Origin of the sequence: Rhodopirellula sp. P2, from assembly GCF_028768465.1 — a bacterium.
In the GTDB taxonomy this organism is placed as follows: domain Bacteria; phylum Planctomycetota; class Planctomycetia; order Pirellulales; family Pirellulaceae; genus Rhodopirellula.
Map to the genome: position 1 here is coordinate 6,802,889 of NZ_CP118225.1, position 19,694 is coordinate 6,822,582.

The window sequence follows — 19,694 nt, forward strand, 5'->3', positions numbered from 1 at the left end:
AGATCAGTCCAGCTTGACCTGAGCAACATAAATCGCAGTTGTGAAGTCAGTCTCGACTTCCGCATCCAGTGACTCGTGTTGCGAGTAATAACTCACCCACAGCAAACCGTCGTGATACACCAACCCGGCATAGCTCGTGTCGCCGCCAGAGGGCAGAGCGAGAAACTCATCCAAGGCACCGGTATCTGGATCGATCCAGCACAGTGAGGTACGAACCTGACCGTCATAAAGACGCACTGCCGCAACCACCTTGCCATTGGGCAAACGAATCATCTGTGGCCCGCCAATTCGGACCCCCATGTCCTGCCATTTCCAATCGGTGTAAGGCGGCTTGGCCACCCCCCACATCCCTGACTTGCTCCCGGCATCTCGACGCAACAAGCAGTGCGCCGTGCCAGCTTCCGAAAACAGGATCGCAGATTCATTGGGATAGCCGTCGATCATCAGATTGTCGACCAACACGTCGTACTGACGCCCATCCTCTGTCTCATACAAACGGACGAACCGATCCTCCGGAGCGGCAGTCCGATAGCCAATGCTGTACCCCTTGCCGGCAGGCGACCAAGACGTCCGCCAAAGCCAATCACTGATCTTGCCGATGGCCACCGACTCACTCCAGGTCACCCCATCGTCGGAAAACCAATTGTAGGACTGATGGCTTCCATGACTCGCGTCATGCAGCGCCCCAGCGCCGCTCAACAGCAACTTCCCATCCGGAGTGACCGACAACTTTGCGTCACGCAGATCAGCGGTGTCGCTTTCAATCAACGCGACCGATTCCCACTTCAATCCATCTTCGCTCCGCAGCACCCGCAACGCGCCATCGTCCGAAACGTGCCGCGTGCCCTCACGGAAGACGCAGAACCAATGCCCTTGGAAACGAGCCAGATCCGTGAACGCGTTGTGATGTGCCTCGTCCCAGATGCGATCCACTCGCACCAACTCAGCCGCGTCACCCGCGGAGGGCAGCTGCAACGTGGCCAACAACAACAGAACCCACGTCCCCACCCCAACCGACACTCGCTTCACTGCACTCATCTTCCGACCTCCAATGACTGAACTGAAAAACCAGGAGGCACGTTCGCTCAGAACGAGCATCCAACCCCGGAGAGAATAGTTCCTGGCGCACTCACCCCCAAGTGAACGCGCATAAAAAAAGCAGCCCCGATTGGACTGCTTTCTTTTTCAATGATTTGCGAACGAGGTTCAGCTAGCCGAAGCGGTTTCTTCTTCGGTCTTGGCGTCAGCTTCGGGAGCCGATGTGTTCTCGGGGGCGTCTTGCTCGAAAGCAGGGCGTTGTGCGGAACGGGTGACCCGATCGTTCTTGCCGACGAGTTCCAGAATCGCACGTGTTCCGCCGTCACCCAAACGAGGTGTGGCCAAACGCATGATCCGGGTGTAACCACCGGGACGATCGACGAAACGTTCTGCGATGGTGTCAAACAAAACCGAAACGGCTTCGCGGTCACCAATCAGTTGCAAAACGCGGCGTTGAGCGTTGACGTAAGGAGCACGAGCGTCGGCCCACTTGGTCCACTGCTCACTCTTACGCCACTTCTTGTATTCGTCGGAACCACGCTCGGCGGTTGTTTCGTACTTCTTGGCTTCTTCGAGAGCAGCCATCGAACGCTTTGCGAGCGTGATGCACTTCTCGACCAAAGGACGAACTTCCTTGGCCTTTTCCAAAGTCGTGATGATACGACCTGGGACCTTGGGAGCATTTTCATCCAAGCTGGCGTCACGTTCGGTCAAGAACAGGGCGCTAGACAGGTTCCGCAACAATGCTTTGCGGTGAGCTGGAGAGCGGCCGAGAACGCGGCCTTTGCGGCGGTGACGCATGACGCGAGTCCGTCAAATTGAATGGGAGTGAAATGAAAGGTGATTGAAGTCGTTGGGAATGCACCGCAGACGCGATGCGTTTCCACTTAAAACAGAGGCTGATTCGGCACACGCATGCCGAGGTGCAACCCATACTGCGAAAGCTTTTCACGAACTTCGTTGAGAGTTGTGTCGCCAAAATTGCGAACTTCCAACAATGAATCTTCGGTTCGCTGCACAAGGTCGCGAACAGTCATGATGTTTTCGCTTTCCAAGCAGTTGTTGGCTCGCACCGACAAACGCAGGTCGGCGAGAGTCATGTTCAACTTCGCTTCCAGCTGAGCTTCAGGCGAACCAGCTCCACCGCGAGCGGCGGAGAAAATGCTTGGTCCCAATTCGCGGTATTGCACGAACGGGTTGAGGTGTTTGCGAAGGATCTTGGCGGCTTCGGTCAACGCCATCTCTGGGTTGATTGTTCCGTCAGTCCAAATTTCGAGGATCAAACGATCGTAGTTGGTCTTCTGACCGACACGTGTCGCTTCCACTTCGTAACGAACACGAACGATGGGGCTGAAGACCGCGTCGATCGGGATGATTCCGATCTCGTGATCCACGCTGCTGTGTTCCGTGCTAGGAACATAACCGCGACCGGTTTCAACAACCATTTCCATCATGAATGGAACGTCGTCGGTCAACGTGCAGATGACGTGATCTTTGTTGATGACTTCAACGTCCGCGTCGGTCTGAACGTCAGCACCGGTGACAACACCAGCGGTGTTGCGTTCGACGGTGATCACTCGAGTCGAATCGGTGTTGCTGCTCACGATCAACGATTTGACATTCAGGACGATGTCGGTGACATCTTCAAGAACACCTGGAATCGATGTGAACTCGTGTTGAGCACCACGGATTTTGATTTGGGTGACGGCACTGCCCACCAAACTGCTCAGCAGCACGCGACGCATGCTGTTGCCAATGCTGGCACCAAAACCACGCTCAAATGGCTCGGCAGAAAACTTGCCGTAGGTTTGGGTCAGCGAGTCACGATCGACTTCGAGCGAACTGGGCAGTTCCATTCCGCGCCAGCGGATGTGCATGGTCATGTTGGGCCTTTGATGGATGCGGGATGGGGTTGATCAGAAACGAAGCGGCGTCAGCGGGAATTAGACGCGGCGTTTCTTGCGAGGACGGCAACCGTTGTGCGGGATGGGGGTCACTTCCTCGATCAATTTCACGTTCAAACCAGCAGCTTGCAGTGCGGTGATGGCACTTTCGCGACCAGACCCAGGACCTTTGACGCGAACTTCCACGTCACGCATGCCAAACTTGGTTGCCTTCTCAGCAGCCTGTTGAGCAGCACACTGACCCGCAAACGGAGTGCTTTTGCGACTGCCCTTGAAACCGCTGGTTCCGGCACTGGCCCAGCACAACGTGTCACCCTTGGAATCCGTGATGGTCACGGTGGTGTTGTTGAATGTCGCGTGAACGTGAGCAACACCGTTGCTGACATTTCTGCGGATGCGTTTTTTCTTGTTGGTCTTTGCCACCGAAACTTCTCAAACAGATCAATGAATGGGGAAAGGAAGGAAAATGGAATCAAGAGAATCCTGCGACTATCGCAGATCCTTGACGCCCTTCTTACCAGCGACCGTCTTACGAGGCCCTTTGCGGGTCCGAGCATTGGTCTTGGTGCGTTGCCCACGAACAGGCAAGCTGACACGGTGCCGGATGCCGCGGTAGGATTTGATCTCCCGCATGCGGCTAATGTTTTGAGTCACTTGACGACGCAGCGGACCCTCGACGAGATAGTCTCGTTCGAGAAGGGCTGCGATGCGACCTACATCTTCATCGCTGATGTCGCTGGCGGGTGAAGTTGGGTCAATGCCCAATTTTTCACACACCTCACGAGCCCGGTACAGCCCAAGGCCGTACAGGTACGTCAGCGAATATTGAATCTGTTTGTCGTTGGGGATGTCGACGCCCATCAGACGGGGCATGGCGATACTCCGAGAGCAGCTGCGAAGGAGGTTAGATTTTGTGCGTTGTTACGCTTCAGAAGCGCTGGATGGCGATGGAACGCAAGTGCGTCTTCGCCAGCGGATCGCGGACTATAGCAGTCGGCCCCCTTTTTGCTCAAGTGGAAGCGACAAAAGCAATCCGGAATTTTTTTCGGGGGAAGTCGTCAGCTGGTCACATCCCCACGTCAACGTTTGCCCGAAACCTCCAGCAGAGCCCCGAAACAACGTTGAATTGGATGCATCGGCGGACGCCCCACCCACACTGAAATCTCATCCGAGTTTTCTTGAGAACCCTCCAGATTTGTGCCCCCAAGGCAACCGATTGAGTCGCCGAGAGCCCGTTCCGACCGTTTGGAGGGCTACTCAGCCGGGTTCGGCCCGGCAAGTTTGGGGCTCGGAATTCGACGACGCATCCGCAACCAATCGGTTGGGTAGTCGTCTTTGGCGGTCACCGGGAACGATGTTTGAGAAACCAACTCAAACTCTTCCAGCGGCAAATCGATCCGTGTGTCGCCGGAAAGGTTGGCCCAGACCCTGGTCCACCACAAATCAGTGCACAAAGGGAACCACTGCTGGTAAATCTGCCCCCCACCGACGACAAAAATCCGCCGCTGGGCCGCAAACGCAATCGCTTCGCTCGCCCCGGACGCCGTCTGGGTCCCAGGGAAATTCCAACCGTCCTGTCGCGTGAGAACAATCGTTTGACGCCCCGGCAGAACCCGACCGATCGACTCAAACGTCTTTCGGCCCATGATCAACGCACCCCCCATGGTGGCCTGCTTGAACCTCTTCAGATCGGAGGACAATCGCCACGGCATGTCTTGCTCATCCCCAATCACGCCATCCGGGGTGGCCGCAACGACGGCAGTGATCCGGCATCCGACACGGCGATCGGTGGGGCCCATTTCAGTGGGCACCGAATCGCGAACGGACGGCGAACGCGAGGGCTCGCCTGCCGCGTCCCCCGACTGGCCGCTGTGACTGGCCTGGCTCGCTGGATCGGGCCCCAGCGACGATGCGGATGAATCCGACGGACTGGGATCGGGGCGGGAGCTGAGTTCACACATACCGCTTCTAAACCGCCACCGGAGCTTTGATGTGGGGATGCGGGTCGTAGTTTTCCAATTCGAAATCATCAAACTGGAATTCCGTGATCGTCGCCACATCCCGCTTGATGTGGAACGTCGGCAACGACCGCGGCGTTCGACGGAGCTGCTCTCGAGCCTGGTCGAAATGGTTGCTGTACAGGTGCACGTCCCCCAGCGTGTGAACGAATTCACCCGGCTTCAAACCGGTCACCTGCGCCATCATCGATGTCAGCATCGCGTAGCTAGCGATGTTGAACGGAACGCCCAAGAACAAATCCGCACTTCGCTGATACAGCTGGCACGACAACCGACCACCGGAGACATAAAACTGAAACAACAAATGACAGGGCGGCAAAGCCATCTTGGGCACGTCGGCCACATTCCAAGCGGAAACCACCAACCGACGAGACTGCGGGTTTGTGCGGATTTCGTTTTCGACCCAACTGATCTGGTCGACTGTTTTGCCGTCAGCTCCCTCCCAACTTCGCCACTGGTGTCCGTACACGGGGCCGAGGTCGCCGGACTCGTCCGCCCATTCGTCCCAGATCGAGACCTTGTTTTCTTTCAGATAACCAATGTTGGTGTCGCCACGCAGGAACCACAGCAATTCGTGCAAAATCGAACGAATGTGCAGTTTTTTGGTCGTCAGCAATGGAAAACCGTCTGCCAGGTCAAACCGCATTTGACGCCCGAACAAGCTGCGGGTGCCAACACCGGTCCGGTCGTCTCGATCAATCCCGCTGTGCAGGACTTCGTCGAGGAGTTGCAAATAGCCTTGCATGAGCGTCTCGTGCGATTTGGAACTGCCGGCGAATCTGTTTCGCCGAATCTTGAATGGTAACAGCCAAGGCCTTTCGGGAGCATCCGTCCTGCCCAACAAAATCAGCACGGACGACGCAGCTGCCCCTTCCATTCCAGGCGATTCGTCGGGTCAGACTCAAACCGGCATCGTCCAGTCCAACGTCCAATGCCGGTCGCTTGTCATCTGCACGGCTTCCTCCGGAATCCCCACGCTGGCCACCATCGCGCGAGATTCCTGCAAGGTCAGCCCCGCCCACAAGGATTGCCGCAGCAATTGAGCCGGTGCGTATTCCGGTGGGACGTCGACGTTCGCATCCGATCCCGCATGCAACTCGACCAAACGCTCAATCTCGGCTTCGCTTTCAGGGCGAAACAAATCGCGAATGAACAGACGTCCGCCCGGCTTCAACGCACGCACGGCAACCTGAATCGCGGTGATCGGGTCAGCCAAGTGATGCAGCACCGTGTTGCTGATGATGGTTTGAGCCAGATCTTCTTGCAGACTTTCGGGATCGGTCAGATCAATTTGCTGCAAGAACACCAAGTCCTGCATGCCAGCCAACTCGACCTCAAACTGCGCCAACTCCAACATCTCGACACTGAAATCGACTGCCATGATTTCCAATCGGCCTTCCGCGAAAGACTGCCCCTCCAAATCCTCGCTGCCCTCCGCCTCGCGATACCGCTCGCTCAGGAGCAACGGGATCCCCGCCGGGCCACAGCCCAGGTCGATGACCCTCGGGCCAATTCGCCCCCCCGAAAGAAGATCCTCCACAAAAGCAGTGTTCACCTGTCGATGATCCATCGCTTGATAAGAGGCTGCATCCAGGGCCGGATCGTCCGGAAAAGGCTCCAGTACACGTGAGAACATGCGTTCAGGACACTTAAGAGAAAAAACGACTTGAAAAAACCGAAAGTCAGTTGGGTAAAAATCAACGCCCAAACCGAGGCCGTGGTGGTTTCCACCCAGACATTACCCGATTTTGGCCAAATTCAACCCCACATATTTCGAGCGGGCAACTACAACTTGAACAAGATGTCTGCCCAAGACAACGGACTGCGCGTACTGAACGGACTCGGGGGCTTACGCTGGCAAGAGACATTTTGACTACTGGGTCGATTGTAACGATTGCCCTTTGCCCACGAAGTGCCTGGAGCTGCCCATGAGCCGATCCCAACCAGACCCCAACTCGACCAGTTCAGCAAGCCGCTTGAACCGACGTTCGACTCATTTTTCCGCTGGCTCTTGGTCGCCCTCAGCGCCCACCGAATCATGGGCCATGGTGACTCCCACGGAAGTCCTGCAATCCTTCCGGCGGCGATTGCCCTCGATCATCGTCACCACGCTTTTGGTGACCATGGCCGTGGTGGCTGTCCTGATTGTTTGGCCCAATCAGTACCGCAGCGAAGGCTTGATGTACGTGCGGCTTGGACGCGGTGCACTGGCCGTTGATCCGACCACCAAAACCACCCAATCGGTGTCGATGCAAGAAAGCCGCACGGCGGAAGTCGTCAGCATCGGCGAGATGATCGGCAGTCGGGAAATCGCGGAACGCGCGGTGAAACGCATCGGCGTTGAGAAAATCAACCAACCTCGCACCTGGATCGACCGCGGCCTGAAGGACATCGAAGCGTTCTTCCAATCGGACCATCAACTGACGTCCTGGTTGCCAAAGTCCGCAGGCAAAACCGTGGGCGATCTGACCCCCGAACAATACCAGGCTCAGCTGGAGCGTGAAAACGCGATCAAGAAAGTCTCTCAGGCGATCAACGTCCAAATCGCGAAGAACGGCTACACCGTCGCGGTGGCCGGCAAAGGCGACGATCCATTGCTGGTCCAATCCGTCGTCCAAGCCGTGATGGATGAATACGGCCGCTACCACGTCGAAGCTCACAGCGTGGACGGTTCGGAACCCTTCTTCGAAAAACGAGCCAAGGAAAGTCGTGACATCGCCTTGGCGACACGCCGAGCCTTGCAAGAAACACGCAACGAAATGGGCTGGCTCAGCGCCGCCTCCGCGGAAGAAACACTGCGTGAACGAATCATCGACCTGGAAATGAAGCTGAACACCGCCGACAGCGAACTCGCCGAAGCGATCAGCCAAGCCGAAGAATTGCGCCGTCAACTGGACGGGACCAAAGAATGGGTCCCCGTCGAAGTCACCCTGGGCATCGCCAACGCAGCTGGCGACCAAATGCGAAGCCAACTGTACGACGTGCAAATCCAAGACGGCGAGGAACTGTCCCGCGTCAGCCCCAACCACCCCCGCTACAAATTGCTGCAAGAAAAAATGCAGCAAAGTGCTCAACTCGCAAACGCAGAACGCGAAGATCGCGAAGAGCGCCGTGAAGCGATCAATCCGGTCTACCAAGAGCTCGAAACCCAGTTCCAAACCATTCGCGCCAAAGCCGTTGGACTGAAGAGTCGCCGAGATGCGGTGAACGAACGCTTGGCCGCCACTCAGCTCGACCTGCGACGCCTGAACGAAGACTCCACCCGCTTGGCCGAACTGACCTGGGAAGCGGAATTGGCAGAGGACACTTATCGGGAACACGCACGCTCACTGGAAGAAGCCCGCGTCAATTCAGAACTCGACGAATTGCAAATGTCCGATGTCAGCGTGATCCAAGACGCGACGTTGAACCTCAAGAAGTCCGGCCCGATGCGTGGCTTGTTGTCCGTGGTTGGCCTGCTGCTCGGCCTGAGCCTTGGATTGCTCCAAGCGATCCTGCGAGATTCGCCCGTCGCTTCGACCGGCGGTTCTCGCTCCGACTTTTCGCGTCATACAGCAGGCAAGGTTCGCCGCCGCTCCAAGTCCAACTCCGCTGCCACCACTGACACGGACCTGGACGATGTGATGCACGAACAAGACACCATTGAAGTCAACGAGCCGGTGACTGCCGGCCTGCCCAATGGCGACACCGTCGCCACGAACGAAACGACGGGAACGTTCAACGCTCCCATGCCTCGCTGATCCCAGTGGAATTGAACGCGGGCAAAACCTGCTCCCGCAGCGACCACGATGGATCACGCAGAATGGCTCAAGCGGGCACAGACACGCACCTAGGAACAACAAACTTGTTTTCATTTTTAAAGAAAGAACGGCGTGAACGCCTGCTGCGTTGGAAGGACGAGGCTTCCCTCGGCCGCCGACGCGTGCTGCTGCTGTCGTCGCGACAGTTCGATCGCGAACTGAACCGCGAACGCTTGCGTGCAACTCGGCGGTCCATTCCTTTCTGTCTCTTGACGGTTGAACTGCTGGCCCAAGCAGGCTCGACCCGCCGCAACACGAACAAACAGAACCGCCAACTGGTTGACCTGCTGCTCCGCAATCTTCGCGTGACAGATGAAAAGGGAATCCTGGCAACCTTTCGATATGGTGTCCTCTTGGTCGACACCCCCGAAATGGGCGGCCGCGCGGTCCTGGACCGAATCTCACGGTTGAGCTCCGAAGCGGGGCTGGAAGTGCGCTTGCACTTGCAAGTCCACGACCCGAACGGCTTCAGCGAAGACAACGACCTTGACGGTGACGCCTCCGGCGACCGGCGTGCCGGCGAACGCCGCAAAGACGATCCAGCTGACAAACAAGAAAACTGGGTGCGTTTGGCAGAATCCTCGCCGGCCCCCTCCGCATCGATCCCCCCCAAAACGCTCGCCCACAGCGGCGTGCAATCTTCGATTGACGACCTCTCACTGGCCGGCACTCCGCAGCAATCCAACCAGTCTGGTTTGTGGCTCAAACGCGCCATCGACCTCGCCGGCGCCGGCGTTGGGCTGGTCCTGGCAGGTCCCGCCATCCTGGCCGCCGTGGCGGTGATCAAGTGGACCGACGGCGGCCCAGCCTTTTTCCGCCAAACCCGCGAAGGCCATAACGGTCGCCCGTTCACCATCCTGAAACTTCGGACGATGATCGTCGACGCGGAGAAATTCCAGGCGGAACTGCGTGCCGAAAGCCATCGCGACGGGCCCGCTTTCAAGATCGCTCGCGACCCACGCGTGACCAAAGTTGGCCATTTTTTACGGGCGACTTGTTTGGACGAACTGCCTCAACTGATTAATGTGTTGAAAGGCGACATGTCTCTGGTGGGTCCTCGACCACTCCCCTGGCATGAGAGCCGAGCCTGCGAACGTTGGCACCGTCGACGCCTCGACGTTCGCCCCGGCCTGACTTGCACCTGGCAAGTCAACAAGGGAAAAGCCGTGACGTTCGATGATTGGATGCGGATGGATCTTCGTTACATCGACCAATTGGGTTTGTTTCAAGATCTTCGACTCATCGCTCAAACTGTCGTTGTGCCCGTGACGGGGCGTGGCGGCGAATAGACTCTCAACATGTCTGCCGTTTTGCCCGCGAAACCTGAATCCGACGACTCAACGCACACCTCCCCGCCGATCGGTTTCTCCGGAGACGATTCGCTGGAACGGGGATTCTCTGCTGATGCCGAATCACTCAGCCAAGCGTTCCCGGACGGCTCCGCCCTGGACACCAAAGCCGTCTTTCTGACGCACTACATCCCGCTGTATCAAGTGCGGGTGCTGCAAGAGATCACCCGGCGAGTTCGCGATTTCCAGATTCTGCTCAGCACTCCGATCGAGCCCAATCGCAACTTCAAACTGGATTGGTCAGGACTGAACGTCCAAGTCCAAAAAACCCTCACGCTGCGCAGGCGATGGCGACATGCCAAGGCAGGATTTGACGACCCGCTGTTCGTGCACATCCCCTACGACACCTTGGCTCAACTGAAACGCCTTCGTCCCGATGTTGTCATCTCGCATGAACTGGGAGCTCGGTCACTGGCGGCGGCTCGCTACTGCCGACGCTCAGGAGCCCGGCTGGTCCTGGCGACTTTCATGAGCGAACACACTGAACAAGGCCGCGGACGACTTCGCACCTGGGCTCGCCGGCGACTGATCCGCGCAGCCGATGCCATCACCTACAACGGCCCCTCCTGCCGCGAGGTGTTGCTGTCCTTGGGTGCCAAGGAAGAACAGCTGTTTCACTTGCCCTACGCGGCGGACGACCGAACCATCGCCAGCAACATCGCACGCCCACCGGAACCCCAGGTTCGCAGGCGTCTGCTGTGCATCGGGCAGCTCTCACAACGCAAGGGTGTCCTGCCCTTGGTGCGCCAAGCCAGCGATTTCTGCGCCACCCACCAGGAGTCCTTGGAAATCACCTTTGTGGGCGACGGCCCCTGTCGCGGCGAACTCGAAACACTGGCAGCAGGGAACCGCACCCACGACAACGCAGCCATTGATTCCCGCCTGAGCATTTATGTGCTGGGCAACCGACCTGCTGCAGAGCTTCCGCAACGGATGCATGATCACGGGGCCATCATTGCGCCGACCTTGGCTGACGAATGGTTGCTGGTCACCAACGAAGGGATGCACGCAGGAATGCCGATCATCGGCAGCATCTACGCGCAATCCGTCACCACACTGATCCAAAACGGACGCAATGGCTGGCAGTACGATCCACTGGCCACTGCACCGTCATCATCGACGCTGGACCTTTCCGGCGCACTGACTGCTTACCTCAACAGCGACGACGCAACCATCGCCGAGATGCGAAAGAACGCCCAGCAAGACATTCAGGGCTACACCCCGGAACGATCGGCGCTGGGTGCCATTCATGCCATCCAATCGGCCATGAATCACCTCCCCCCGCCCTCATCGGGGAATGCTGCACGATGACCCAAGCGTTGATCGGCAGCCTGTCGATGGATCTGGACAACAAATGGGCCTACCTCCGCGCCGCCGGGCGAGAGGACTGGGAGTCCACGTCGAGCTACCTTCCCATGGTCACGCAGCGCGTCGTTGAGACGCTCGGCGAGCTGAACCTGCCGCTGACCGTGTTCTTGGTGGGACGAGATTTGAACGTTGATTCCGACGTCCAGGCCATCCAAACATTCGACCAACTTTCCAGCTGGGAAGCCGCGAATCATTCGCTCAATCATTTGCCGTGGATGCACACGATGAGCGAACCCGAAATCGAATCCGAGGTCATGACGACGCACGATCGAATCGTCTCGACCATCGGCACCCGCCCAGTTGGTTTTCGCGGCCCTGGATTCAGCTGCCCGACGGAAGTGCTGCGAGTGCTGATCCGGAATCAGTACACCTACGACGCATCGATTTTCCCAACGTCGGTGGCGCCCCTCGCACGAGCGGTCTTTTTGGCACGCACGAACCTGAAGGGCGATCAACGCGAAAAAGCGAAGAAGCTTTACGGTGGATTCGATTCCATGCGAAATCCCAATCGCCCCTTCCTGCGGCAGGAAGAGGTGGACGGCGTCGTTCGTCCGCTGCAAGAAATTCCGGTCACCACGCTGCCGTTCCTGCGTGCCCCGATTCACTTCAGCTACGTCACTTTTCTGGCCAGCTTCAGCGTGATGGCGGCGAAGATGTATTTCACATCCTCGTTGCAGTTGTGTCGCCTGACGGGCACCTCGCCGTCGCTGCTTCTCCACCCGCCAGACTTCCTGGGGTGCGAAGACGATTCCGACATGGCCTACTTCCCGGGCATGAAAATGAAACGCGAAAAGAAGCTTTCGTTCATGCGTTGGGCTCTTAAAAAATTCGCTCGTGACTTTGATGTGCGAACCATGCTGGACCAAACTCAAACACTCGCGACAACGCACGCCCCTGTGCCTCAACCTGCAACCACTTAACGAAACCATGTTGGACTACGGACAACACAACGTGTTGGGCATTGGCGTCAATGCGATCGACTACGAATCCGCGGTGGATCGCATCCTCACCGCCGCCAAGAACCACGCCCCGATGGCGGTCACCGCCTTGGCCGTTCACGGCGTGATGACCGGTGTGCTGGACCGGGAACATCACTATCGACTCAACCAGTTCGACCTGGTCTGCCCCGACGGGCAACCGGTGCGGTGGGCGCTGAATCGATTGCACCAAAGGTCCTTTGACGGACCGGCCTTGTCCGATCGGGTTTATGGCCCGGAACTGACGCTTCGCCTGTGCGCCCAAGCTGCCAAGGAAGACGTGCCGATCTTTTTGTTTGGTGCCACCGAAGACATGCTTCAGCAGTTCGCTGATCGTCTGTGCGAGCGGTTCGAAGGGCTTCGCATCGTCGGCAAACGCGCCTCCGCGTTTCGACAAATCACCCCGGAAGAACGAGACGAACTGGCTGCAGAAATCCGAGCCAGCGGCGCTCAGATGTGTTTCGTAGGACTGGGTTGCCCCCGCCAAGAAATCTTCGCCTACGAAATGAAAGAACACCTCTCGATGCCTCTGATCGCGGTCGGCGCCGCCTTTGCGTTTCATGCCGGAATGCTGGAACAGGCACCGGCTTGGATGCAAGCCAATGGGCTGGAGTGGTTCTTCCGCCTGACGCGAGAACCAGGCCGATTGTGGCGGCGTTATCTGTATTTGAACCCCGCCTACGTCTCCTTGCTCACACTTCAGAAACTGGGCATTTACCGTCGCAAACGCGACGGCGGCCAGTCGCCTCGCAAAGAATTGATGTTCGGCTGATCGGCCGAAGCATGGCCGCGGACTGGGCGGCTCCAACGCATGACCAAGCTCACGCGTTGAGTGCGTCGCTGAGCCGCAGGGTTTCTTCCACCAGCGTGTCGACCCGTCGACCGATCTCATCATCGGCCAACGAATCGCCTTCAAAGGACTCCCCGGTCGCGTAGACAAACCGCGGCACAATCACGCAGCGGAAATCCAGCATCAGGCTGTTGGCCAACCCCATCACGGACATGTAACTGCCCTGGCCTCCCGCGGCCAACAACAACGCCACCGTCTTGCCGGTCCAGGCTTTCCCGGTGAGCTCCACCGCGTTTTTGATCGCCGCATTGACGTCGTAATTGTAAACCGGCGAGGCAATGTAAATCGCTTCTGCCGAACGCACCAATTCGCCCAACGCGATCACTTCTTCGTGGCCGTACGCCGTGGCACCATCGCAGGGCGGCAATGTTCGCACGGACAGATCAAACACTTCCACTTCGCGACTTTGCCCACGCAGTCGCTCCGCAACCGATCTCGCCAGAATTCGGCTGCGACTGGTGGGGTGAAGGCTGGAACTGATGACGAGATGCATGCCCTGGCTCAATCGAAAGTGATGTTGGCTTGGAAGAAGAACTCAGACGACCAAGAGTTCAAGTGAAGAAGAATCGTGTCACGTGATAGAAGATGGGAGCGGCGAAGCAGATGTTGTCGATCTGGTCCAGAATCCCAGCGTGGCCCTGCACCAAAGTGCCCGTGTCGGTCACCCCACGGTCTCGTTTGATCGCACTCATAGTCAGCGTGCCCATGCTCGCCATCGCGGTCACCACCACCCCCATCAGCAAGGCTTCCCACCAGAAAAACGGCGTGGCCCACCGAAGCAGCGCGGCGATCACACCGGTCGACATCATCGCCCCCAACACGCCTTCCCAGGTTCTAGAAGCGTTGATATCGGGAGCGATCACGTGACGCCCGGCCAGTTTGCTCCACACCCGTTCCAGCGTCAGCGACAACTGAGCGATCAAGACAAAGAACATCAACAAGTTGACGTTGCTGCCTGTCCAAGGTTCGCCGCCCGTCCGAACCAACTGCAGATCCAGAAGCGCCGGGGCGTGGGACAGCGAGTAGACACACACGAGCAGCCCAGCTTGGATCTTGGCACAGCGTTCGAGAAACCGCTTGGCATCGCCCGCGATGGCAGCGCGAGCCGGAATGAACAGGCTCGCGTAAACCGGAATCATGATGCTGTAAAACGGATAAAAATCATCGCCCAAACCGATCAAAATGTATTGCAGCGGCGTGAAGATGAAGAAGATCCAAAACAGCGTCCGGTGGTCCCCGCGTCGAGTCGGAGTCATCGAAATGAACTCCCGCAGCGCCCAAAACGACACCATCGAAAACAACACCACCAACCCGATCCGGTGGATCAAGGAACCGATCACGAAGATCGCCACCATCGTCCACCAGACTCGCAATTTGGCACGAAATCGCTTGACGACCGCGGCGTCCACCGCGATCGAATCGTTGCGTCCGAGCAGGAACGCGACCAACGTTGCGATGGCCAATGCCGCGAGAATGACCGCGATCAGGATGTAGGTGGTTGTATCTGGCAAGGTGATCTTCGGAGTGAGAGGAACCGACTCGACCAGCAGAGTTTCTGCGTTGATTTGGCAATGACCGGAACAGAAGTGCCTAGCACCGTGGGTGCTCAGCACCCGAGAGGCCGGCCCCTCAACAGGAACCTGGCACTTCATTCCCGACTGTTCCTTAGGCTGTCAATTTCGCAACCACAGCTGCGCCCATCTCTTCGGTCGACACGCTTTTGGATTGATCGCCGCGAGCCAAGTCGGGGGTTCGCAGGCCATCGGTGATCACGGCCGCAACCGCAGCTTCGATGGCTTCGGCTTCCTCGGTCAGGCCCAATGAATGCCGCAGCATCATCGCAGCTGCCAAAATGGTCGCCAACGGGTTGGCGATGCCTTTGCCGGCGATGTCCGGTGCCGAGCCGTGAATGGGCTCATACAAGCCAGGCCCACTGTCGCCCAGTGACGCACTGGGCAGCATGCCCAGCGACCCGGGCAACATCGACGCTTCGTCCGTCAGGATGTCGCCGAACATGTTGCCGGTGACAACCACGTCAAATTCCGAGGGGCGATTGATCAAGTGCATCGCCATCGAGTCAACCAGCACGACGTCGTACTGCACGTCAGGAAATTCATTGGCCATGACTTCCGCGGCCACACGCCGCCACAATCGACTCGGCTCCAAAACGTTGGCCTTGTCGACGCTGGTCAATCGATTCGAGCGTCCGCGGGCGGCTTGAGCCGCCATGCGGACGATCCGTTTGACTTCGCCAGCTGAATAGGTCATCGACTGGAATGCGGTTTCGTCATCGCCGCTGCCAGAGGTGCCGGATTCACCGAAGTAAATCCCGCCGGTCAGTTCTCGGAAAAACAGGATGTCGGTCCCTTTGACGATGTCCGCTCGCAACGGCGAAGCCTCGGCCAACTCATCGAACAACTTGATGGGTCGTAAGTTGGCGAACAAACCCAACTCCTTGCGAATTTTCAGCAACCCGGCTTCGGGTCGAGTTTTCGCCGACGGATCGTCCCATTTCGGCCCGCCAACGGCACCCAACAAAATCGCGGCCGATTCACGACAGGCGTCGATGGTCGCCTGAGGAAGCGGGTCGCCAGTCTCGTCAATCGCGATCCCGCCAATCTGGTGCGAACTGAACTGGAACGTGTGCCCGAATCGCTCCGCCACCTTGGCCAGGACCAAACGGGCTTGCTCGACGATTTCAGGTCCGATCCCGTCTCCGGGCAACAAAACGATGGAGGAATTCATAAGGTCTAACGCGGGGCTGGGTTGGCGTGGGGGAAAACAGGACAGACGCATCATTTTTGGAGCACAGAACTTAGCCGAATCGCAGCGTTTCCCCCAGGGTCCTGGACACTCAATCATCACAACCGGCACGACCGTCCAACTCCCCTGCAATGCGTCGGAAGCCGCGGAAGTGGTCCCCACACGGGGGCGATCTCTAACCCAAACTTGGGAAGTGTCGTCTCGCGTGAATGCCTCCTGCTCGCGAAACCAGACTTTGCCACTGCCATCCGGCACGCATCCGCACCATCGCGGATGGGGTCGTTCGGCATGCATGTCCGACACCTCCAGCACTCCCGACACCTCCAGCACGCCCCAACATGCAATCGACCACCAACTCCAGCTTCTCGCCCGTCACCGAGACTGCCATTTCGCCGGTTGTTTCGCCCGCCAGTGCTGGGATCGCCAAGGAAGCGTCGTTCTCTGCCGCCAGCCTCCCGTCGGCTTTGAACATGACTCGCGAAGTCCGCGTGCTGCATGTCGTCAACGGCGAGCATTTTTCGGGTGCCGAACGCGTGCAGTCTCACCTCGGACGCTGCTTGCCGGACTTCCATGTCACCGCCGATTTCGCGTGTGTCAAACCCGGCCGCTTCGCCGAGATGCTGGAAGAACACCAAACCGGCGTCGCGGGTGAAAACTGGGGCCAATGCCACCGGGTCCCCATGCGCAACCGCCTGGACTGGACCGCGATCAAACGACTTGCACGCGTCATGGCCGAAGGCGAGTACGAACTCCTGCACGCTCACACACCTCGCACCGCGATGCTCGCCTCGGCAGTTTCGAAGTGGTCGGGCCGGCCTTGGGTGTACCATGTCCACAGCCCCGCCGGACGGGACTGCGAACGAGCTTGGGCAAACCGCATCAACGCCTGGATCGAACAGCGCTCACTCTCCAATTGCTCGCATCTGATCACCGTTTCCAACAGCCTTCGCGAAGACACTCTTCAACAAGGTTTCCGCGCAGACCAAGTCACCGTGGTTCACAACGGTGTGCCCGCCATCCGCCCCGCTCGACAGAGCAAGCCCACGATTGGTGGTCGTTGGACCATCGGAATGATCGCGCTGATGCGAGCCCGCAAAGGGCTGGAAGTGGTCCTGAATGCCTTGGCAACGCTGAATCATCGCGGCATCGAAGTCACGCTGAGATGCATCGGACCGTTTGAAACCGAAGCTTATCGACAACAAATCGACGCTCAGATCACAGAACTCGGGATTGGCCATCTGATCGAATGGGTGGGATTCACCCAAGATGTCCCTGCCGAACTCGCGCGCCTGGATGCGATGGTCTTGCCCAGCCTCTATGGCGAAGGCCTGCCGATGGTCGTTCTTGAATCGATGGCCGCCGGAACCCCGGTCATCGCCACCTCGGTCGAAGGCACCCCAGAAGCCATCCGGCATGGCATCGAAGGCCTGCTCGCCGAACCTCGCAGCGCAGATTCCTTGGCCGAACAAATCGAAGCGATGGTTTCCGGTCAACACGATTGGCAATCCATGTCGGATTTTGCCGTGACGCGTCATCACCAATGTTTCAGCGATCACACGATGGCCAACGGTGTCGCCAAAGTCTATCGTCGCGTTCTGGAGCCTTTGGCCCCCACCAGCAACGGTTGATCCCGGTGCAAATTTCCGCCTCGCAGGCGCCTGTTCGCTTGGTACGATGAACCCAGCGGCAACCCAACCGCGTTTCTGATCACAGCTTTCTGAATCGGCGGAAGAAACGATGCGAAGCTTCACCGGATGGACGTGCTTTTCAAACCAGTCCACCCATCACATTGCAAGCTTGGCGTCGGCTTGGCTGCTGTGGGGAATGATGGTGACCAGCCTGCTGGCCCAACCACCCCTTCACGTCGACCGCCGCGGTCCCGACCACCGGCACGCAGCTTCCGACCACGATCACGGTCGTCACGGCGGGCCGTCCGGCGAGTTTGACTTGGTCGAACCCACCGGTGCGGTGACTGGAAGGATTTCTCTGCGACGAGGCCAGCTGATCTACCGCCACGGCGATGGTCGGCAAGTCGTCTACACCCGCAACGGACGCTACGACACGCCCGACGGGCAATTCCTGGGCTACTACAACACGCTGCTTGCCCGCGTCCTGAAGTTCCCACGCAGCGGGTTCGGCCACTTTCTCTACGCCGACCTCGACGACTTCACGCCCTTCCCGCAAGCGTCCTACCGTTTGCTGCACCCGGTCGGTGCAGGCCCGATTGGCGGCCCCATCATTGGCCCTTGGGCGGGCGGTTACATGGCCCACGACATCTCGGTTTATGGCGGAGGGATTGGATTGCCTTGGTTGGCCCCGGCACCTGCCTTCGGTTGGGGCATGAACGCCAGTCCAATTGGGCCCCTGCCGTTGGCCCCCTTTCCTTTCAACCCGTTGCCACTCAGCCCCATCCCACTGAATCCCGGGCCAGTCCCAATCGACACCCGGCGGGTTGCGTTGCCCGACCTCCCGCCCGCCAAAATCCGGTTCACCAACAGCAGCCAACGAGACGTCAACGTCACCCTCTCCGACTCTCGCCAAGCCGGTTTGTCGAAGACGTTCCGCTTGGCTCCCGCAGAAACCCACGACATGAAACTGCGACGCGATGCCGGTCACGAATGGGTCGAAACCTATGAACTGCTGTCACCGGATGGCCAGTGGATCACTCGCGAAGTCCGCCGCCAAATTCAACCGCAACCTCGCTACGAAATCGTGGTGCATGAATGGCGGGTGCAATCCGTTGCGATCGATCGAACCGCGCGGGGCAACAACCGGATCGAAGACATCAACATGCAAGGCAAAGGCATCGGTCGTTTCCTCTTGCCACCCGGCCCTGAACTCGCCGACCAAACCATTGATGTTTTTCAGTCCGCACGAGCCATGCAAAACCAAGGCACGGTGACACCACTGATCTCGGACGAGCAAATTCAAGAACAGTTCCGCCCCAGCGATCGAGTCTCACCGTTCGAACGAGCCCTCCTCGAACAACAACGTGCTCTCCAACAAGCCCAGCAAGGCCAACGTTGAAAACCACACGGCAAGAAACTCGTCATCACGCAGCGACGCACGCGAACTGCTGATTGAAGAACAAGCGTCACATCGGTTGCAGAATCGCCCGCCACAGACGCACAGAAAACCTCTCACGGACGCCTTCCGCTATCATGAGGAAACCTCCAGTTGTCCTGCCCCGTTCCCTCGCAAAAATGCTGAGAGATCACCGATTTGTCCGGCGAAAAAATGACGATCCAGATGCAAGTTGAATGGATGGGAGGCATTGCCGTTGCACTGTCCTTGCTCGTGGGATGCCAGAAAACGATCCCCGAAGGAACTCCCGCTCCCAGCAATGTGGTCGAGCATGAAAGCGACGACGCAATTCAGCGCTACATGCAAGCCCAAGATCAAAACTCGCGGCAAATGGCCGAGCAATTCCAAGAACAAACGCTGGCCGACCCCGCGCTGGCAGAGCCTCCCTTGATCGGGCAGCCCACCAACGGACCGCATTCAGCCGATCCGGGCACGGCACCCACCTCCGCAGACGCTGGCCTGCATGCTCCCCCGCCGGCCGCTCCCCAAGTGACCGTCGACATCATCTGACTGCCAAGGCCACATCGGCTTGGCAGTCAGAAA

General features: G+C 58.4%; 19 protein-coding genes. 8 read left to right on the top strand and 11 right to left on the bottom strand.

The window, feature by feature from the left end; translation table 11 throughout:
* Positions 1 to 3: 3 nt before the first annotated feature.
* From PSR62_RS23840 to PSR62_RS23875, 8 genes are all read right to left on the bottom strand, one after another.
* The gene (locus PSR62_RS23840; protein WP_274405451.1) at positions 4 to 1,038 is read right to left on the bottom strand and encodes an exo-alpha-sialidase; all 1,035 of its coding nucleotides are present in this window, start codon (positions 1,036 to 1,038) and stop codon (positions 4 to 6) included.
* A 168-nt stretch (positions 1,039 to 1,206) separates the two neighbouring features.
* Positions 1,207 to 1,839: a bL17 family ribosomal protein gene (locus tag PSR62_RS23845; RefSeq protein ID WP_274405452.1), complete on the bottom strand. Its 633-nt coding sequence runs from the start codon at positions 1,837 to 1,839 to the stop codon at positions 1,207 to 1,209.
* An 86-nt stretch (positions 1,840 to 1,925) separates the two neighbouring features.
* Positions 1,926 to 2,921 (bottom strand): DNA-directed RNA polymerase subunit alpha, encoded by a 996-nt coding sequence (locus PSR62_RS23850; protein WP_047814916.1) that lies wholly within the window; start codon positions 2,919 to 2,921, stop codon positions 1,926 to 1,928.
* Positions 2,922 to 2,981: 60 nt separating this feature from the next.
* On the bottom strand, positions 2,982 to 3,365 hold the full coding sequence (gene rpsK / locus PSR62_RS23855; protein ID WP_047814917.1) for a 30S ribosomal protein S11: 384 nt from the start codon (positions 3,363 to 3,365) through the stop codon (positions 2,982 to 2,984).
* A 66-nt stretch (positions 3,366 to 3,431) separates the two neighbouring features.
* Positions 3,432 to 3,803, bottom strand: coding sequence for a 30S ribosomal protein S13 (rpsM, locus tag PSR62_RS23860; RefSeq protein ID WP_007328402.1), 372 nt, complete (start codon positions 3,801 to 3,803; stop codon positions 3,432 to 3,434).
* A 392-nt stretch (positions 3,804 to 4,195) separates the two neighbouring features.
* Positions 4,196 to 4,903, bottom strand: coding sequence for a dihydrofolate reductase (locus PSR62_RS23865; protein WP_274405453.1), 708 nt, complete (start codon positions 4,901 to 4,903; stop codon positions 4,196 to 4,198).
* A 7-nt stretch (positions 4,904 to 4,910) separates the two neighbouring features.
* Positions 4,911 to 5,705, bottom strand: a complete 795-nt coding sequence (locus tag PSR62_RS23870; protein ID WP_274405454.1) for a thymidylate synthase — start codon at positions 5,703 to 5,705, stop codon at positions 4,911 to 4,913.
* 156 nt (positions 5,706 to 5,861) lie between these two features.
* Positions 5,862 to 6,515 (bottom strand): class I SAM-dependent methyltransferase, encoded by a 654-nt coding sequence (locus tag PSR62_RS23875; protein ID WP_274405455.1) that lies wholly within the window; start codon positions 6,513 to 6,515, stop codon positions 5,862 to 5,864.
* Between the two features lie 373 nt (positions 6,516 to 6,888).
* Between PSR62_RS23875 and PSR62_RS23880 the strand changes: the two genes are divergently transcribed.
* The 5 genes from PSR62_RS23880 to PSR62_RS23900 all read left to right on the top strand — a co-directional run bounded on the left by PSR62_RS23880 (position 6,889) and on the right by PSR62_RS23900 (position 13,226).
* On the top strand, positions 6,889 to 8,700 hold the full coding sequence (locus PSR62_RS23880) for a GumC family protein (protein WP_338020111.1): 1,812 nt from the start codon (positions 6,889 to 6,891) through the stop codon (positions 8,698 to 8,700).
* 104 nt (positions 8,701 to 8,804) lie between these two features.
* A complete protein-coding gene (locus PSR62_RS23885) occupies positions 8,805 to 10,049 on the top strand; it encodes a sugar transferase (RefSeq protein ID WP_274405457.1) in 1,245 nt (414 codons plus the stop codon).
* A gap of 9 nt (positions 10,050 to 10,058) precedes the next feature.
* The gene (locus tag PSR62_RS23890) at positions 10,059 to 11,420 is read left to right on the top strand and encodes a glycosyltransferase family 4 protein (RefSeq protein ID WP_274405458.1); all 1,362 of its coding nucleotides are present in this window, start codon (positions 10,059 to 10,061) and stop codon (positions 11,418 to 11,420) included.
* Positions 11,417 to 12,397 carry a polysaccharide deacetylase family protein gene (locus PSR62_RS23895; protein ID WP_274405459.1) on the top strand — a complete coding sequence of 327 codons (981 nt, stop codon included), beginning with the start codon at positions 11,417 to 11,419 and terminating at the stop codon, positions 12,395 to 12,397. Before PSR62_RS23890 ends, PSR62_RS23895 begins: the two co-directional genes overlap by 4 nt.
* 7 nt (positions 12,398 to 12,404) lie before the next feature.
* Complete coding sequence (locus tag PSR62_RS23900; protein ID WP_274405460.1) at positions 12,405 to 13,226, top strand: WecB/TagA/CpsF family glycosyltransferase; 822 nt, start codon at positions 12,405 to 12,407, stop codon at positions 13,224 to 13,226.
* 49 nt (positions 13,227 to 13,275) lie between these two features.
* On the opposite strand, the gene PSR62_RS23905 is transcribed toward PSR62_RS23900, so the two are convergent.
* The 3 genes from PSR62_RS23905 to leuB all read right to left on the bottom strand — a co-directional run bounded on the left by PSR62_RS23905 (position 13,276) and on the right by leuB (position 16,049).
* Positions 13,276 to 13,809 (bottom strand): NADPH-dependent FMN reductase, encoded by a 534-nt coding sequence (locus PSR62_RS23905; RefSeq protein ID WP_338020112.1) that lies wholly within the window; start codon positions 13,807 to 13,809, stop codon positions 13,276 to 13,278.
* 46 nt (positions 13,810 to 13,855) lie between these two features.
* Positions 13,856 to 14,815, bottom strand: a complete 960-nt coding sequence (locus tag PSR62_RS23910; protein WP_274405462.1) for a phosphatidate cytidylyltransferase — start codon at positions 14,813 to 14,815, stop codon at positions 13,856 to 13,858.
* 154 nt (positions 14,816 to 14,969) lie between these two features.
* A complete protein-coding gene (gene leuB, locus PSR62_RS23915) occupies positions 14,970 to 16,049 on the bottom strand; it encodes a 3-isopropylmalate dehydrogenase (protein WP_274405463.1) in 1,080 nt (359 codons plus the stop codon).
* 356 nt (positions 16,050 to 16,405) lie between these two features.
* Between leuB and PSR62_RS23920 the strand changes: the two genes are divergently transcribed.
* The 3 genes from PSR62_RS23920 (at position 16,406) to PSR62_RS23930 (ending at position 19,661) form a co-directional block, all read left to right on the top strand.
* Positions 16,406 to 17,695, top strand: coding sequence for a glycosyltransferase family 4 protein (locus PSR62_RS23920; RefSeq protein ID WP_274405464.1), 1,290 nt, complete (start codon positions 16,406 to 16,408; stop codon positions 17,693 to 17,695).
* A gap of 109 nt (positions 17,696 to 17,804) precedes the next feature.
* Positions 17,805 to 19,094: a hypothetical protein gene (locus PSR62_RS23925; RefSeq protein WP_274405465.1), complete on the top strand. Its 1,290-nt coding sequence runs from the start codon at positions 17,805 to 17,807 to the stop codon at positions 19,092 to 19,094.
* Positions 19,095 to 19,316: 222 nt separating this feature from the next.
* The gene (locus tag PSR62_RS23930) at positions 19,317 to 19,661 is read left to right on the top strand and encodes a hypothetical protein (RefSeq protein WP_274405466.1); all 345 of its coding nucleotides are present in this window, start codon (positions 19,317 to 19,319) and stop codon (positions 19,659 to 19,661) included.
* Positions 19,662 to 19,694: the final 33 nt, after the last annotated feature.